The sequence below is a fragment of the Acinetobacter suaedae genome, assembly GCF_008630915.1.
GTDB lineage: Bacteria > Pseudomonadota > Gammaproteobacteria > Pseudomonadales > Moraxellaceae > Acinetobacter > Acinetobacter suaedae.
This window is the reverse complement of sequence record NZ_CP043909.1, coordinates 476,295-494,517: the sequence shown is the minus strand read 5'-3', so window position 1 is coordinate 494,517 and position 18,223 is coordinate 476,295. Positions and strand designations below refer to the sequence as shown.

Annotated in this window: 13 protein-coding genes; 7 read left to right on the top strand and 6 right to left on the bottom strand. The window is 39.9% G+C overall.

What is annotated here, in order from left to right; all coding sequences use genetic code 11:
• Positions 1 to 286 precede the first annotated feature (286 nt).
• The 3 genes from F2A31_RS02370 to F2A31_RS02360 are packed head-to-tail and all read left to right on the top strand — an operon-like array spanning position 287 to position 4,964.
• Positions 287 to 1,462: an acetate/propionate family kinase gene (locus tag F2A31_RS02370; protein ID WP_150025001.1), complete on the top strand. Its 1,176-nt coding sequence runs from the start codon at positions 287 to 289 to the stop codon at positions 1,460 to 1,462.
• Positions 1,463 to 1,488: 26 nt separating this feature from the next.
• Positions 1,489 to 3,621: a phosphate acetyltransferase gene (pta, locus tag F2A31_RS02365; RefSeq protein WP_134251476.1), complete on the top strand. Its 2,133-nt coding sequence runs from the start codon at positions 1,489 to 1,491 to the stop codon at positions 3,619 to 3,621.
• Positions 3,622 to 3,644: 23 nt separating this feature from the next.
• The gene (locus tag F2A31_RS02360; RefSeq protein WP_150025000.1) at positions 3,645 to 4,964 is read left to right on the top strand and encodes an MFS transporter; all 1,320 of its coding nucleotides are present in this window, start codon (positions 3,645 to 3,647) and stop codon (positions 4,962 to 4,964) included.
• A 95-nt stretch (positions 4,965 to 5,059) separates the two neighbouring features.
• Here F2A31_RS02360 and F2A31_RS02355 read toward each other — a convergent pair whose 3' ends face one another.
• The gene (locus F2A31_RS02355) at positions 5,060 to 5,665 is read right to left on the bottom strand and encodes a class I SAM-dependent methyltransferase (protein WP_150024999.1); all 606 of its coding nucleotides are present in this window, start codon (positions 5,663 to 5,665) and stop codon (positions 5,060 to 5,062) included.
• Between the two features lie 30 nt (positions 5,666 to 5,695).
• On the bottom strand, positions 5,696 to 6,604 hold the full coding sequence (locus tag F2A31_RS02350) for a DMT family transporter (RefSeq protein ID WP_150027631.1): 909 nt from the start codon (positions 6,602 to 6,604) through the stop codon (positions 5,696 to 5,698).
• Between the two features lie 177 nt (positions 6,605 to 6,781).
• Here F2A31_RS02350 and F2A31_RS02345 point away from each other — a divergent pair, with 177 nt between their 5' ends.
• The 3 genes from F2A31_RS02345 to F2A31_RS02335 all read left to right on the top strand — a co-directional run bounded on the left by F2A31_RS02345 (position 6,782) and on the right by F2A31_RS02335 (position 10,754).
• Complete coding sequence (locus F2A31_RS02345; RefSeq protein WP_008941239.1) at positions 6,782 to 7,642, top strand: helix-turn-helix transcriptional regulator; 861 nt, start codon at positions 6,782 to 6,784, stop codon at positions 7,640 to 7,642.
• Positions 7,643 to 7,820: 178 nt separating this feature from the next.
• The gene (locus F2A31_RS02340; protein WP_004640921.1) at positions 7,821 to 9,347 is read left to right on the top strand and encodes a fumarate hydratase; all 1,527 of its coding nucleotides are present in this window, start codon (positions 7,821 to 7,823) and stop codon (positions 9,345 to 9,347) included.
• A gap of 150 nt (positions 9,348 to 9,497) precedes the next feature.
• A complete protein-coding gene (locus tag F2A31_RS02335; RefSeq protein ID WP_150024998.1) occupies positions 9,498 to 10,754 on the top strand; it encodes a carbohydrate porin in 1,257 nt (418 codons plus the stop codon).
• Positions 10,755 to 10,822: 68 nt separating this feature from the next.
• Here F2A31_RS02335 and F2A31_RS02330 read toward each other — a convergent pair whose 3' ends face one another.
• The 4 genes from F2A31_RS02330 to tig all read right to left on the bottom strand — a co-directional run bounded on the left by F2A31_RS02330 (position 10,823) and on the right by tig (position 15,182).
• The gene (locus F2A31_RS02330; protein ID WP_150024997.1) at positions 10,823 to 11,539 is read right to left on the bottom strand and encodes a DUF2846 domain-containing protein; all 717 of its coding nucleotides are present in this window, start codon (positions 11,537 to 11,539) and stop codon (positions 10,823 to 10,825) included.
• A 161-nt stretch (positions 11,540 to 11,700) separates the two neighbouring features.
• Complete coding sequence (gene clpX / locus F2A31_RS02325) at positions 11,701 to 13,011, bottom strand: ATP-dependent Clp protease ATP-binding subunit ClpX (protein ID WP_150024996.1); 1,311 nt, start codon at positions 13,009 to 13,011, stop codon at positions 11,701 to 11,703.
• Positions 13,012 to 13,038: 27 nt separating this feature from the next.
• Complete coding sequence (gene clpP / locus F2A31_RS02320) at positions 13,039 to 13,644, bottom strand: ATP-dependent Clp endopeptidase proteolytic subunit ClpP (RefSeq protein WP_004640929.1); 606 nt, start codon at positions 13,642 to 13,644, stop codon at positions 13,039 to 13,041.
• A gap of 206 nt (positions 13,645 to 13,850) precedes the next feature.
• Complete coding sequence (tig, locus tag F2A31_RS02315) at positions 13,851 to 15,182, bottom strand: trigger factor (protein ID WP_150024995.1); 1,332 nt, start codon at positions 15,180 to 15,182, stop codon at positions 13,851 to 13,853.
• A 267-nt stretch (positions 15,183 to 15,449) separates the two neighbouring features.
• On the opposite strand from tig, the gene F2A31_RS02310 reads away from it, so the two are divergent.
• Positions 15,450 to 17,639 carry a TonB-dependent receptor domain-containing protein gene (locus tag F2A31_RS02310; RefSeq protein WP_150024994.1) on the top strand — a complete coding sequence of 730 codons (2,190 nt, stop codon included), beginning with the start codon at positions 15,450 to 15,452 and terminating at the stop codon, positions 17,637 to 17,639.
• Positions 17,640 to 18,223: the final 584 nt, after the last annotated feature.

The window sequence follows — 18,223 nt, the reverse complement described above, 5'->3', positions numbered from 1 at the left end:
TAAACCAAGACACGATAAAGTTCATTCATTTGATCTTTATCGTGTTTTTATATATTTTCATACAAAAAAACAGTGAAAACCAACAGATTAATCAAAAGTATTTCTTATTTACAAACTATACTGAAAAATATTAATTCCGTTGATTTATAAAAAGTTGTATAGGCTAAAGTCTATTTTGCCAATGCAACACCTCATGTTAAAACATTGCGCTTGTTTTTACTGTTCTTCGATGATCGTAAACTCAAAATGCTTATCATAAAATTTAAAATTGGTTAGGTGTGCAAACGTGGCTATATCTGTTTTAGTAATTAATTGTGGTTCTTCATCTATCAAATACGCCCTGATCTCAGAACGTCGTGAAGATCGTATTTATGGTTTGGCAGAGAATTTAGGCGCGGCCGATGCACGGATTAAAGGCATTACCATCGGTGGTGAACCACTCGAACTATCCATTCCCTATGCAGATCACGCCAAAGCCCTTGAAACACTCTTAGCTCGATTAGCAAATTATAATCCTCAAGCGATCGGACATCGAGTGGTACATGGTGGAACCATGACACATGCTGAACGTTTAACACAAGACACCATTGATCGTATTCGTCATGCGGTTCCTCTAGCACCACTACATAATCCAGCCAATTTGATTGGTATTGAAGCCACCTTAGCGCTATTTCCACATTTACCTCAAGTCGCTGTCTTTGATACTGCTTTTCATCAAACTATGCCTGAACGTGCTTATCGTTATGCACTACCACAATTTTTATACTCAGATTATCAAGTTCGCCGTTACGGCTTCCATGGTACGAGTCATGCCTATGTTTCAGAGCGAGCAAGTGAATTAGCCGGTCAAAAAGATCAAGGTGGATGGCTCAGTGCACATCTTGGTAATGGTAGCTCAACGTGTGCAATTTGGAATGGTGAAAGTATTGATACTTCTATGGGGATGACACCGCTAGAAGGTGTCGTTATGGGCACCCGAAGTGGGGATGTTGATCCAAGCCTCCCTTTGTTCTTATCCAATAATCTAGGATGGGATATTCAGAAAATCGACAATATGTTGAATAAAGAAAGCGGCTTACTGGGTTTATCTGGTCTTTCTAATGATATGCGAACCCTAGTTGAAGCCTCAGAAAATGGGCATGAAGGTGCAACTCTCGCAATCGAAGTCTTCTGCTATCGTCTCGCTAAATCTTTATCAGCTTTAAGTTGTGGGCTCCCTAGTTTAGATGGTTTAATTTTTACAGGTGGTATTGGTGAGAACGCTGCCAATATTCGTGAGAAAACCGTAGCCTATCTACCACACTTTGGTTTGCAATTTAGTGTAGAAAAAAATAATAGCTTAGCACGTGGTACCGAAGGTCGGATTGATCATGGTACAGGTCCACAAATCTGGGTCATCCCAACCGATGAAGAAGGAAGGATTGCCAAAGAAACGCGCCAAGTGCTTGGACAACTTAATTAACCAATAAATCGAATTTTAAGGTCATTATGAATACAATTTTACTTATTCCAACTGGTGAAGGTGTAGGTTTAACCTCAGCCTGTCTTGGTATGATTTATGCGCTGGACTGTAAAGGTATTAATGCAGGATTTTTAAAACCCTTCTCTCAAATTGCTGAAGCAACTGTTGATCGCACCACAACCTTATATCACCATTTATTTCAGCATCATGCTGTAGAACCGATGACCTATGACCGATTAACACAGTTGATTGCGCTCGGTGAAACAGATGAATTGCTTGAAGAAGCGGTGGCTTTACATCGCCAAATCGCGGCGCATCATGATGTGATCATTGTTGAAGGGCTTGTTCCAAATGGCCAAGACCATTTTGTGAGTGAAATCAATGCTGCCTTAGCACAAGCTTTAGATGCTCAAGTGGTTTTGGTCAGTACCGCAGACTTGTCAGATCCTCGCAAAACCGCCGAACGAATAGATGCACATCTTAGACAATTTGGTGGCGCTGCTTCAGCACGTACGACTGGCATTCTATTTATGCGAACCAAAGGTTTGCCTGAAAGTACGGCTCAAATCCCTGTCACACTCGATCCAAGCTTACGCTTAGGTGAAAAGATAGATCGTTATGCAGTAGAGTTACAACGCTATAACCGCCATATCGGAACCGAGGCCCTACCTATTATTGGCTTAGTGCCTTTTAGTAATATTTTGAGCGTTCCGCGAAGTTTAGACATTGCCCCGATTGTTAATGGAACGTGGTTACATCAAGGTGAAGCCAAACATCGACGTATATTACATACCAGTTTAATTGCATCTAATATTGAATCTGAACTTCACAAATTTGTACCAGGTGAACTAATTATTGGTGCATCTCAGCGCGCTGATATTTTACTTGCTGCCAGTCTTGCCAGCAGTAATGGAACACCATTGGCAGGATTAGTTCTCACAGAACCGTCCCCACCCGCAGCAAATGTGCTTGAGTTTTGCCAAAGTGCAATCAAACAAGGTTTACCAGTCTTACACACACCTCTCACAACCTTAGAAGCATTGAAGAAACTCAGTCGTTTTGGTAATGAAATTCCAATCGATGATACTGAACGTGCGGAACAAGTTACACGCTTTGTATCAAGCCATATTGACAGTCAATGGCTGGATCAACACACCCAAAACAATTTACACCCGCGCCTATCTCCTTCAGCATTCCGTTATGAGTTAGTCCAAAAATCTATTACTGCTAAAAAATGCATTGTGCTACCTGAAGGTGACGAACCTCGCACCGTACAAGCGGCTGTGATTTGTCAGAATCGTGGTATCGCACAATGTATCTTATTGGCAAAACCCGAATCTGTTGCAGAAGTTGCGAAAGCACGTGGTATTCAACTACCAAGCGATTTAAAAATCATTGATCCTGACACTATCCGTGATCGCTACATCGATCCAATGGTTGAACTACGCAAAGGTAAGTTAGATGCCTTACAAGCCAAAGCACAACTTCAAGATACCGTTGTTCTTGGTACGATGATGTTAGCCTTAGATGAAGTGGATGGCTTAGTTTCTGGTGCGATTCATACGACAGCCAACACAGTCCGCCCAGCCTTCCAATTAATTAAGACTGCGCCTAATTATTCGTTAGTTTCATCTGTGTTCTTTATGCTGTTACCAGATGAAGTCTATGTGTATGGTGATTGTGCAATCAATCCAGATCCGAATGCAGAACAATTGGCCGAGATTGCCATTCAATCTGCTGATTCTGCAAAAGCGTTTGGTCTCGACCCTCGTATTGCGATGATCAGCTATTCAACAGGAACCTCTGGCACAGGTGCGGATGTTGAAAAGGTCGCTGAAGCAACTCAAATCGCCCAACAGCGCCGTCCCGATCTCCTCATTGATGGACCTTTACAATACGATGCGGCTTCAGTAGAAAGTGTCGGTCGCCAAAAGGCACCTGATTCGCAAGTGGCTGGTCGTGCCAATGTATTCATATTCCCTGATTTAAATACGGGTAATACCACTTATAAAGCAGTGCAACGTGCTGCCAATGTGGTGAGTGTCGGCCCAATGCTGCAAGGTTTAAATAAACCAGTTAATGATTTATCTCGTGGTGCTTTGGTCGATGATATCGTGTTTACCATTGCGTTAACGGCGATCCAGGCAGCGCAACAATAAACCTAGCCTAGGAGTAAATAAGCTTGACGCCATACTCCTTTGGAAAAGGTTTTTATTTTGTTCAATTTTCCGCAATTCTGAATAGTATTGCTTCACGTTGTATACATCTAGCTCTTGCATGGTGGGTTCTTTCGATAACCAGTGATGCAAGAGCATTTGTAATCTTTGTTGCGATAGGCACAGCAGCAGACATCTTAGCACGGGGAATATTTGGATCACTCGGTGATACCTATGATAAACAACGACTGATTTCATTATGTTATTGGATGAGTCTAATCTCAGCAATCACCATCGCCTTGTTAGCAACGACACAGACCTATCTAGCAATTTTACTTTTTATTTGCCAAGCTTTAGGTGGTTTAGCCATTGGTATTCGTGAACCACTCCAAAGTAGTATCGTTCCATTTCAAATCAGTAAAGAACAACTTTCCAGTGCTATCCAGTGGCGATCAGCAGCGATGACAATTGTGACCTTTTGCTCACCTATATTAGGAACAGGATTAATTTCGCTCATCGGTGCACATAATACGATTTGGTTTAGCGTCGGGTTGATTCTTTTCTCAATCATTTTATTAAATTCAATAAAAATTTTAAATGTCGGCTCGAAGATAAACTCTAAGCTCAAACGTCCTAAGTGGAGCAGTGGTTTTTCTACCCTAAAACAACTCCCTCCAGAAATTAGTTTAATTAAAATTACTTTTTTTATAAATTTAGGCTTATTTCCTTTTTTCAGTGTCGCTCTACCCACTTACTTTTATCAAAATTATAGTAAGACCCCTCTACTACTTGGTATCGTTGACACATCATTTGCAATCGGCATGTTTCTAGGCGCAACAAAACTCGCAACTCTCGCCAATTCTTTGTTTGGTCGAGCAATAACCACATACTCAGGATATTTAGCGTTAAGTGTAGGTATTTTAATATTTGCGCTCATGAGCCAAGTCTTATCCGTTTTTCACATTGGCTATTTTAGTTTGATGTGTTTTAGCATGTGTGTAGCTGGCTGTGGCTTAATGGTTGCTCTAACCAATACCAGTTTTATGCGTAGCGCAGCAGTACCACATAACTTCCTAAATAGAGTCAGCGCCTCATCCACATTTGGAACAGGTATCGCAAACCCAATAGGTGTTGTTATTACAGGTATTTTTATAAGTAACTTCGGCATAAATATAACTTTGATTTTACTCAGCCTGATTCTTATCATTGCAGCAACGCTATCCTTTATGAGTACAAATCTCCGACAGGTATTATCTTTATCTGATAACGAAATTCACGGTGCTTATTCCCGAATGTATCCAAAAGCATTTTCGAAAGATATTGGTACAACCAAAATATTGAGTTAACGATATTGTATTAAACTAAATCTAAAAAATAATACCTACAAACTAAAACTGGCTTTTGTGATTAAAAATCCATCTATCTCACTAAATCGCTATTTTCAAATAAATCTTGCCAACCACACTGTATGCCCTGCACATTCAGAATCCTCTGCTATCATTTTTATCACTTCAAATCCATGTTGCTTTAATAAAAGGCGATATTCATCTGCCGATAAACTGGCATGGTACAAAGGTTCACCAAACATCTCGCCAATCGCCTCCCCATGTGCAGGCCCACTGGTAAACATTAATACGGCACCCGCCACAGCATGATCTGAAAATAACCCAAACATTTTTCTTTGATCATCATGTGTCAAATGAAAAAAACTGTCCCAAGCTAAAATCCCTTGAAACTTTTGATCTGATTGAAAAGTACGAAAATCTTGCTGTATCCAGTGCTGTTCAGGAAAATTTTGCTGAGCCATTTCAATCATGACATCCGAAGCGTCCACACCCGTTACCTCATGACCATGCTCAATCAAATATGCCGCAATTGGCTTGGCTGAACCACAGCCCAAATCTAGAATTTTGGATGGAACAGGGATTAAAGATAAAAATCGATCCAACCAAACTTTTTCATACAAATAGGTTCCACGACGTTCGGTCCATAAACGTCCATATTTCTTATAGATATCGATAATCTGATTTGCCAAATGCGCCTGCATTTTTCTCTTCCTTAAATATGGCAAGCTCATTCAGAGTTGCTTAGAAGACGTAAATATCGTTTGGATTCTTGGCATTTTGATAAAGAAAATAGCATTTCCACCAAGAATTAAGACCACCCCAATCACAGCGTTAAGCTGCCATTGATAACCTTCCCAAATTGTCGCCACAACTAAAGCCACCAATGGAAATAATAACGTACTATAAGCTGCCTTGGCCGCACCAATCCGTCCAATCAGATAGAAATAGGCAGTAAATCCAATCACTGACCCAAAAAGCGCTAAATACAATAAGGCACTCAACGCACTGAACTGCATACTCGGAAAGAAGTTGTCTTGCTTAATCCCCGAAATCAATGCCATCAAGATCGCACCATATAACATGCCATAAGCATTGGTACTAAAAATATCTAATCCATGTTTTTGATGTCGGGTACTAATCATATTGCCCAGTGAGAAACCATACGTACCCAATACACACAATCCGATCCCAATCAATGTCTGATAGTTCAATGTTGTACCAAAGACATCATGCCAAAATAATGCCAGCATACCCAAAAGTCCCATCAAAGCTGCTGGATAAAAGCGTGATGAAATCTCTTGATCAAAAAAGAATTTAGCATTGATTACATTGAAAATCATGGCCATAGAAAAGATCACTGCTTCCAACCCACTGCTAATATATTGCACAGCATAATAAAAACAGACGAAATTTAAGCCAAAAACACATAGCCCCTGTAATACACAAAACAGATGATCTTTTAATGCAAGTTTCTGTAATTTCTTGGTGAGCGCAATAAAGACAAAGAGAACAATCGCTGAAATAAAGAAACGCCAAAACACTGCAACATTTGCTGAGATTCCACTTTGTTGTTGCAAACTAATCGCAATCCATGTGGTTCCCCAAATCAACACAACCAAAGCATATAACAGCGCATTCATCTCATTTAACCAGATCATTTACATAGCTGCTATTTTGCGATGTTTCAGATCTTTTTCTCTTGCATGTTCTTGCGATGATTATCATCAAATTGCGATTATATTTACATCATCCTTACTAATGACAAACGCAATCAAAAATCGCTACACTAGTCACATATTTAAACCTTTGAGTAGAAGATGAAATATCAGATTCTAGATCAATTACAACAATATAAAGCTGAATTGCTTGACTCAGTAGAACTGGGTTCAGGTATGCAACTCGCGATGTGGCAAAACAATCAAGATCGCGTCAATGTTTGCAGCAATCACCATACACTAAGTATGTACATTCAAGGCGGATATCAAAGCTATCAAAAAACTGCTCAAGGTTGGCATAATGGTGGTGGCCCTGATCATATGTGCTTGATGCCCCAAGATTTTGAATCAACATGGGATCTTCGTGACTCACTCACTTTTGTCCATCTCTATTACACCCAACAACATTTACAACGTGTCGCAGAACAAGTTTGGGATCGTGAACCCAACCAAATTATTTTAAATCCACAGACTTTTGTTGCTGATCCACACATTGCCATGATTTACCGACATTTTTTACTCAATGGTGCATGGCAAAATCGTGAAAATCACTTACAAATGAGTACCGCAACCACACTCTTACTCAACCATTTAATTAAAAATTATAGCCACGCCCAATGGCAAGCACCGGAAGTTAAAGGGGGATTATCACCGTATGTGTTGAAACAATTATTGCAGTGGATTGATCACAATCTCCATCTCAGTTTGACACTCTCTGACTTGGCACAGCAAGCTCAACTGAGTGAGTATCATTTTGCCCATATGTTTAAGCAATCGATGCGTATGCCACCTCACCAATATGTAATGCAACGCCGCTTAGAGCAAGCACATCAAGCATTACAGCAAACCAATCTCAATTTAACCGAAATTTCTGCGCAATATGGTTTTAGTTCTAGCAGTCATTTTAGTAATCGATTTAAAAAATATTTTGGTTATTCTCCCTCTCAAATGCGCATGAAGTAAGTTCATTATTAAGTCTCTTATATTATTTGAATTTAAAAAACCAATAAGGATTAGATCATTGAGAAAGGAGTCAAATCTTTAGACCTTTAGTCAAAAGTCGTTTAAAACTCCCACAATCCGAGCTTTTTGTCATATAATTTAGCCCGCCAGCTAATCGCCCGCTCAAGAGAATTTTGATATGACAACGATCATCAAACAAGATGACTTGATTACATCAATCAAGGATGCCCTCCAGTTTATTTCTTACTATCACCCACAAGACTTCATCCAAGCGATGAGCCGTGCGTATGATCGTGAAGAGAACAAAGCTGCAAAAGATGCTATTGCACAGATCCTCATCAACTCACGTATGTGTGCTGAAGGTCACCGACCAATCTGTCAAGATACAGGGATCGTTAACGTTTTCCTTGAAGTTGGCTTAGACGTTAAATTTGATTTAACCATGAGCTTAGATGATGCAGTGAACGAAGGTGTACGCCAAGGTTACTTAGAAAATTCAAACGTACTTCGTGCTTCAGTTCTTGCTGATCCAGCTTTTGGTCGTAAAAATACCAAAGACAATACCCCTGCGGTCATTCACTACAAACTCGTACCCGGGAATAAAGTCGATATTACCGTTGCAGCAAAAGGTGGCGGTTCAGAAAATAAATCTAAACTTGCGATGCTTAACCCATCTGATTCGATCGTGGATTGGGTACTCAAAACCGTTCCAACGATGGGTGCAGGTTGGTGTCCACCGGGTATGCTCGGTATTGGTATCGGTGGTACTGCTGAAAAAGCCATGATGCTTGCGAAAGAAGCGCTCATGGAAGAAATCAACATGGACGAATTACTTCGTCGCGGTCCACAAAACAAGATGGAAGAACTCCGTATCGAGATCTTCGAAAAAGTAAATGCGTTGGGTATTGGTGCTCAAGGCCTTGGTGGTTTGACGACTGTTCTTGATATTAAAATCAAAGATTACCCATGTCATGCTGCAGGTAAGCCAGTCGGTATGATTCCAAACTGTGCTGCAACTCGTCACGCACACTTCCAGTTAGATGGTACAGGTGTTGCACACATTCAAGCGCCTAAACTTGAAGACTACCCTGCTGTGACTTGGGATTCTTCTCAATCAAAACGTGTAAACCTTGATACCATTACACAAGAAGAAATGGACTCTTGGAAACCGGGAGATACCTTACTTCTTAACGGTACCATTTATACAGGTCGTGATGCAGCACACAAGCGCATGGTCGACATGTTAAATAATGGTGAAGAACTTCCAGTCGACTTAAAAGGTAAATTTATTTACTACGTCGGTCCTGTTGATCCAGTAGGTGATGAAGTGGTTGGTCCTGCTGGCCCTACAACTGCAACACGTATGGACAAATTTACACGTCAAGTCTTAGAAGCAACCGGCTTATTCGGCATGATCGGTAAAGCGGATCGTGGTCCTGCAGCCGTTGAAGCAATCAAAGACAATAAAGCAACTTACTTGATGGCTGTTGGTGGTGCTGCTTATCTCGTTTCGAAAGCTGTACGTGAAGCGGAAGTCGTTGCATTTGCTGACCTAGGTATGGAAGCAATCTACAAATTTGTGGTTGAAGATATGCCTGTGTCCGTTGCCGTTGATGTCAATGGTACTTCTATCCACGCAACTGCTCCAAAAATCTGGCAAGCAAAAATTGGAAAAATTCCAGTGGTTGATGCTGCACAAGCTTAAGCTTCCGTGTATATCAACAAAATATAAGTAATATTCACTTTAAAGGCATTGAGGTTATCCTCAATGCCTTTTTAACTGCTTGAAATTTGATAATACGATGAAACCTCTATTACACTGCTTAAACATTAACAAGGGAGGGCTCTCAATATTATGCTTTATCAAAGATTCTTACTTCTATCCACATTTGCTATTTGTTCTAGCAGCTATGCTCAAAGTGAACCTGACTTACAGCAACAGATCAACAATTTAAAACAACAACTTGCTGCACTCGAAACCAAACTACACCAACAACAAGCCAAAGCATTAGACGAGAAAACAGAGACCACCCACACTGAGGCTAAAAAAAGTAAAGTCGAGGTCGGAGGAGCAGTTCGTGCCAATTTAGGCATCAACTCATACGAAAAAGGCAATAAAGACCGTCATGGCGATTTTGATTTCGATATGATCGCACTGAAGTTTAATGGCAATGTCGATGACATCCTGCTCGGTGCAGAACTACGTTTTTATGACTACATGACGACAGTCAAATATGCGTGGTTAGGTTATGAATTCTTACCGAATTGGGAAGTTAAAGCCGGTATTACCCCTGTCCGCTTTGGTAATCAGCCCTACAACTCTCACAGCTATTATTTCAGCCCTAATTATTATATTGGTCTAGAAGATGACTTTGATCTTGGGATCTTAATTTCACGTCAAATGAAAGATAATTGGCGACTGGATTTAGGCTTCTATAAAAATGATGAATTAGGCGGTGTTGATGGTTATGTTGATGATCGTAGTAAACGCTACTCATACGATGTAGTTGGCGTACGAACTAAAGGTGAGGATATTTATGCTGAGCCCACACAAAAAATTGGTGAATACAATACGCTTTCAGGTCGTTTAGGTTATCAATTTGATATCGGTGGGGCTATCAGTGAAATAGGTACATCGGCCCTTTATGGTGGATTACATGACAACCAAAACCGTGTCGGAAATTACCACGCATGGGCGGTTCATCTCAATAGTAATTATCAGCGCTGGAACTTCCAATTACAGCACAGCCAATATGACTACAATGTCAACAACAATGCAGATCGCATGATTGTAGGTGCGTACGGTTTTTATGATTCTATAGCAGCTCAGGCCAAGTCATTAAGTGCAAATATTGCTTATACATTACCCGTTTCTCTAGGGCCAATTTCGCAACTACAATTTTATAATGATTACGGGATGATTTACGATAAATCTGACAATAGCCGCGATACTATCATGAACACGACAGGTGTTGCGGTTTCTGCGGGTAATTTCTTTAGCTATATCGACTTTGTGAACGCAAAAAATCAACCTTTCATCGGAGGAAGCGTTGCAGGTGATAGTTCTAAAACTGAACAACGTTTTAATATTAACTTAGGTTACTATTTCTAAGCTTTAATTACCTATATGTAGAAAGGCAAAACTAGATTGCGCCTTTCTACATAGATCATCATGGCATATTACCACGTCAAAGGATTCCATAATTTAAATGGCTTCACGAGATGCACTTCTGATTTAGCATCATATTTTTCAGGTTTAAGCTCTTGTGGTTTGGAACGTACTTTCCCCGATTCTTCTTGCGCCACAAAATTATAACTAGACGATTTTAAACGGGTAAATGCGATTTCCTGACGAGCAACTTTATCAGGCGTTGGCATAAATGGACCTGAACGCACACTTCGCTCGACTTTGTTCTCTTCGTCATACTTAATAAAATAGGTCTGCCCTGCGTCCACGCTAAAATCGATGTACTTCGGTTTTTGAAAATGTAATCCAACCAAAGGACGACTCACACTTAAACGATAAGTGCCAGCAGGCAATTCAAGCCAATAATAGTGATTATGCAATAAGCTTGGAATGCGATGCCCATTGATAAACAAATTTGCAGCGGCGATCTCTTGGCGATTCCAACGTGTATCAGGACGATATAAGTAGACCACAGCAGCCTGCTCATTTTGCGGTTTAATCGGACTGAAATGCTGACCTAATTTTTGATTTACCCAACCACCCACTGTGAAACCACCAACATGGTATTGATCAAATAGACCTGGTTCTTTCTCGGTGTCAATAGATGGTAATGTCGCAGTCAGTGTCGTTGTTTTTTCTTCAACTGTCTTATGACTTTGACAGCCAGCCAACACCCCTGCACAACACAATGACAATATTAAATAACGCATGACATCCCTCAAGGCGTTTTCTTGGATTTATTTTTAACTACGCAATACTATGCGGATTTTTCAATTTTTTAAGATTAACACCTCAACGTCTAATTGCAAATAAAAAAAGCATGAAAAGCGAGGCCTTTCATGCTTTTTAGATGAATGATACCAGATCAGGATTACGCTGATTTGGAATCAATCACCTTTAAGTCTTTCTTTTCAACTGTTTCTGTACTGGTCGTTTGAGGTAAACGTTCTGTCTTAAACTTCGGCTTCGCTGTTCCATTGATCACAGCTTCATCAACAATCACTGTTCCGACATCAGTACGGCTCGGTAAATCATACATCGTTTCAAGCAGTACATTTTCCAAGATAGAACGCAGACCACGAGCACCGGTATTGCGCTCTAATGCTTTCTTCGCCACCGCTCGCAAAGCAGATTCCTCGAAGACTAAATCCACATCTTCCATCGTAAACAAGTACTGATACTGACGCGTTAACGCATTTTTCGGCTCTGTCAAAATCTGCATTAATGCTTCTTCATCGAGTTCTTCTAGCGTTGCAATCACAGGCAAACGACCAATGAACTCTGGAATCAAACCAAACTTCACAAGATCTGTCGCTTCCACCTGACGGAATAATTCAGAGACTTTTTTACTGTCATCTTTGTTCTTCACATCAGCAGTGAAACCGATTCCACCTTTTTCTTGTCGCTGTTGGACAATTTTTTCCAAACCAGAAAACGCACCACCACAAATAAATAAGATATTTGCAGTATCAATCTGAATGAATTCTTGCTGAGGATGCTTACGACCACCTTGTGGAGGAATAGAAGCAACCGTACCTTCAATCATTTTTAATAATGCTTGTTGTACGCCCTCCCCAGACACATCACGGGTAATCGATGGATTTTCAGATTTACGCGTAATCTTATCAATCTCATCGATATAAATGATGCCTTTTTGCGCTTTATCAACATCGTAATCAGCTTTCTGTAAAAGCTTTTGTACAATGTTCTCAACATCTTCCCCTACATAGCCTGCTTCAGTTAATGTAGTTGCATCAGCCATTGCAAAAGGAACATCAAGTAAACGCGCAAGAGTTTGTGCAAGTAAAGTTTTACCTGAACCTGTAGGTCCAATCAGCAAAATATTACTTTTCGCAATCTCAATCTCTTTGTGTGTATGACCTGACTGCCCTGCTTTTAAACGCTTGTAGTGGTTGTACACTGCAACAGATAAGGTTTTTTTAGCGATATCTTGTCCAATAACATACTGATCCAAGGCAGCACGTATCTCATGTGGCTTAGGCAAAGGTTTACTCGCCCAATCACCTGCTTCAACTTGTTGACTCGTTTGTACCAAGTCCAAGCAGACATCCACACACTCATTACAAATATATGCGTCCTCACCTGCAATCAGTTTCCCGACTTCAGACTGCGTTTTACCGCAAAATGAACAATGTTTTTGTCCTTGAGGATGTTCGGACATATTTACTCCAATTCTAAATCTTTAAAATTACGGACGCTTACTTAATACTTGATCAACTAAACCATATTCTTTCGCCGCTTGTGCGGTCATGAAATTATCACGATCGGTATCACGGGCAACTGTCTCATAGTCTTGTCCACTATGTTCAGCCATCAAACGATTCAAACGCTCTTTAATAAATAAAATCTCACGCGCATGGATTTCAATATCAGAAGCTTGGCCACGGAAGCCACCTAATGGTTGGTGAATCATGACACGTGCATTTTCAAGACAATAACGCTTGCCTTTTGCACCAGCATTTAACAAGAATGCACCCATAGATGCTGCTTGTCCCATACAATATGTCACAACATCAGGTTTAATAAACTGCATAGTGTCATAAATCGCCATACCTGCAGTGACTGAGCCGCCTGGTGAATTAATATAAAGGTGAATATCCTTTTCTGGATTTTCTGCCTCCAAGAACAGCATCTGCGCAACAATTAAGTTGGCCATGTTATCTTCAACTTCACCCGTTAAGAAAATAACGCGCTCACGTAATAAACGTGAAAAAATATCAAATGAACGTTCACCACGAGATGATTGCTCAACGACAACAGGAACTAAAGCATTTTCAATTGTTGGAACATACATACGTTTATTTATTCCTAAATTATTGTGACTCGGTCTATGCCAACAATATGAGGGATAATCGATGAAATTGCAAAAGGTTCACTCTGAATTATTCGATTATTTCAGCCTAATTTTGGCAATTTTTCGACAAATTAACACATTCATAACAGATACAAAGACAGATAAAAAAAGGCGCTTACGCGCCTTTCTTCAGAACTTTTGAAAGATTAACCACGACGAGCTTGTTGTTCTTTCAACAAGTCTTCATAGCTGATCGCAACATCAGTTACTTTAGCAGCTGCTAGGATGTGATCAACAACTTGATCTTCTAACACAACAGCTTCAATTTGAGCACGTTGTTGTTTGTCATTTTTGAAGTATTCAACAACCTCAGTTGGGTCTTCATAAGAAGAAGCCATATCATCGATATAAGCATCAACACGTGCTTGGTCAACTTCAAGTTTAGCATCAGCCAATACTTTGCTTACCAATACACCAAGCTTAACTGACTTCTCAGCTTGCTCTTTGAACAATTCATCAGGAAGCATGCTGCTATCAAATGCACCTGCACCTTGAGCACCAAACTGCTGAGTGAATTGTTGGATCATTTGTTGACGTTGACGGTCAATTTCTTGAGCAACCATAGAAGCTGGAACTTCGATTTCGTTAGCAGCAACAAGTGCATCAAATGCAGCTTGTTTCACTTGGTTACGAAGACCATTGCGAACTTCACGTTCCATATTCTTACGAACATCAGCTTTTAACTTGTCTAAGCCTTCTTCTTCAGTTAAACCAAAGATTTTCAAGAACTCAGCGTCAATCTCTGGAAGTTTTTGTTTTTCAACAAGCTTTACAGTGATTTTGAATTGAGCTGCTTTACCAGCCAAGTTTTCAGCCTGATAGTCTTCAGGGAAAGTTACATCAATAACTTTCTCTTCGCCTTTTTTCATACCGATGATGCCATCTTCAAAACCTGGAATCATACGACCTGAACCAAGAACAAGTTTAAAGTCTTCAGCAGTACCGCCTTCAAACTTCTCACCATCAACAGTGCCTTCAAAATCGAAAGTCACTTGCATGTCTTTTTTCGCCATGCCTTTAGTTTCAGTCCAAGAAGCACGTTGCTTTTGTAAGTTTTCAATCATGACATCAACATCTTTATCATTGATTTCTGATGACTTACGCTCAACTTCTAAGTCTGCAAAAGCTTTCACTTCTACTTCTGGATAAACTTCAACAGTTGCTTCATAAACTAAAGCATCATCTTTGTTTTCCACTTTCTCAATGTTCGGCATGCCAACAGCATTGATTTTCTCTTGTTGAATTGCTTCGAAAACAGTGTCACGGATGATGTCATTTACAACTTCTTGATAAATGCTTGCACCATATTCACGGCGAACAACATTTAAAGGCACCTTACCTGGACGGAAGCCGTTGATCTTCACAGTTTTGGCAGTGCGTTTTAAGCGAGCTTCAAATTGCTCGTTAACACGGCTCGTCGGTACAGAAACATTTAAACGACGGGCAACGCCCGAAACCGCTTCAGTCGTTACTTGCATGGCTTCCTCGATATTTAGTTAGTAGTAACAATTTTTTAAAGTGCCACATTATATGACAACTTTTCAGATATACAAAATTAGATGATAAAAAAGTCTCTTTATCTTCTTTTTTCTCTTCATTAACACTCATTTAATAAGATTCTTAAATAAAACTTAAACTAATGTTGCTTTTTGTTGTTAATGATAAGTTTTATCATTATCATTACTATGTCTGTATATCACCCACATTCTCGTGATTTTTATTTTTGTTTAGGGATATTTTTAATTATGGCAAGGTTCAATCCTCACCCTCTCTCTGCCGCTCTGCTCGCACTTGCATCAAGTACAGTATATGCCAACAACAATGAGCCAACCATCCATCAGTTATCAACAATTGTGGTCTCTGCAGCAGGTTATGAGCAAGATATTAAAAATGCACCTGCTTCTATTAGTGTCGTAACAAAAGAAGATATCGAAAAGAAAAATGCGACTAGCATTGCAGATCTACTTGCAGATATTCCTGGTATCGATATCCGCGATGGTATTGGTAAAACTTCAGGCTTAAATATTAAAATGCGTGGCTTGGACAATGAATACAGTCTGATTCTGATTGATGGTCGTCGCCAAACTACCTCTACAGACGTGACACCAAATGGTTTTGGCGAATCAGCGAATGGCTTTCTTCCCCCACTGGCTTCTATTGAACGCATTGAAGTAATTCGTGGTCCAATGGCGACACGCTATGGTTCAGAAGCAATGGGCGGTGTAATTAACATTATTACCAAGAAGATTAGCAATGAATGGAATGGCAATGTCACAGTAAGTGGCAATGTGATGGAACATGGAGGTGAAGCCGACTCCTGGAAAACCAGCTTAGTCGTCAATGGTCCTATTATTCAGGATAAACTTGGCGTACAACTACGTGGGTCTTATTTAGATCGCAAAAAGTCAGAACGTATTCCAGGCACGTCTGGTCGTGACCCACGTCCAAGTGAAGCAGATATCTATGATATCGGTGGAAAATTATCATTCAAATTCAATGATCAAAATAGCTTTTGGATAGATGGATTTCACTCAAGTCAAACTTATAAAAATGATGATAGCCGTTTAGGTACACAAGATTGGACGACCATACCGAGAGGCGCAACCGAACTTGGTGCTACAGGCTATAAAGATAAATTAGAGTTTAAACGTGATCAAATTGCTCTAGGTCATGACGGCGACTATAGTTTTGGTCAATGGGCATCCTACCTTAGTCAAACCAAAACTGAAACGATTGGGCGTACGATCCCGCATAATACTTTCCAAGGAAATGCCTCAGCAGGTCAGGATCGTACATTAAAGAATACTGATTTTGTTGCCGACTCGCATGTGGTTTTACCCATTGCTGATCATAAGCTAACTGTTGGCGCTGAATATAAAGAGGCTAAAATTGCAGATGATATAGCTGGCTTTGGCTCTACATTCAAAAAAGACTCTTTCTCTGTCTATGCTGAAGATGAATGGCGCATTCTCGAAAATCTCGGTTTCACTCTTGGTGGACGTTATGAAGATCACTCTGGTTTCGGTGGTCAATTTAGCCCACGTGCTTACCTAGTCTGGAACACAAATGACAACTTGACACTAAAAGGTGGGGTCAGCACAGGTTACAAGGCACCTTCAGCCAAAGATCTTCACAATGGTATTATCAGTATCACTGGACAAGGAACCTCTTTTAATGTGGGGTCCCCAAACTTAAAACCAGAAGAATCAACCAACTATGAGCTTGGGTTTAATTATAATAATGGCAACTTAGACCTTACTACGACAGCGTTCTTTAATAAGATTAAGAACCTGATTACAGATGGGCCAGAATTATTAAATTGTTCTTCTGCAACAAATCCAAATCAACCAGGTTGTGTGAGTTATGGTTCACATATTACCCAAAATAGCTTTAACCAAAAAATCAATGCGGATGAAGCAGAAACCAAAGGTATTGAACTTAGCCTCAAATATAGCATTATTCCAGAATGGGACATTAAAGCTGCATATACCTACATGGAATCAGAAATTACCAAAGGTAAAAACAAAGGTTCATACCTAAGTAACGTACCCAAGAATGCCTTTAATATGACCTCAACTTGGCATATCAATGATGCATTTGATTTATGGTTGCAGCATGAATACAAGTCAGATCGTAAGCGTTACGATACTGAGCAAACTACCGGCGATGCCGCTATTATTTACAATGCAACCAATAACAAACTAAAAGGCTATAATTTATTCAACTTAGGTGCTAGTTACAGCGTTAATGATCAATTACGTTTTAATGGTTCTGTCAACAACTTACTCGACAAAGACTTTAGCAGTAATGGTTCATACATAGATGCTCAGGGTAATCCTGCCTCTTATTATGACTACATGCAAATCAGCTCAAGTATGTCAGGCACCTACCTATCAGGTCGTAACTATTGGTTATCTATATCTTATGATTTCTAATTCAGTCACGTTGTAAAGATTCAGCTTCGGATAAAACCCTTTTGGGGATTTGGATGAGTTCAAAAACTCCAACACCCTCAAAAGGGTTTTAAATTTTAAAAGAAGAATTAAAAATTACCATGGCACTGATGGGAACAGCGAGCATAGATGAGATTAACCAAGATTTTATTTACCGAGATTAGCCAATATCTCGGTAAATATTTTCATTATTTTTCTATTTAGCGCAAAAATAGGAAATTATTTCTTGTTCATACAAATTAAAATGCTTTATAGATTTAGATAGACCTTTGCAGTTGCCTGTATTTTCACCTAGACTGTTTTCTATTACGTGATTAATATAGCAACACAACCTAATAACTGCGTTGAATGGTAGATGATGAAAACAAATTGCGGCTTTATCCATCCGTCTCATAAAAAACATCTCGCTGCTCTCCTGATGCTGCGCCTCGCGCGCATATAACTTTTTTGACCTAAATTTTTAGGTACTCGACACAGATTCTCTTTAAATTATTTCGAATAGACACCATATATAAAGTAGCACGTTGCATTTACGCTGAGTTTGCAACCCCTGCTATGACAAGGAG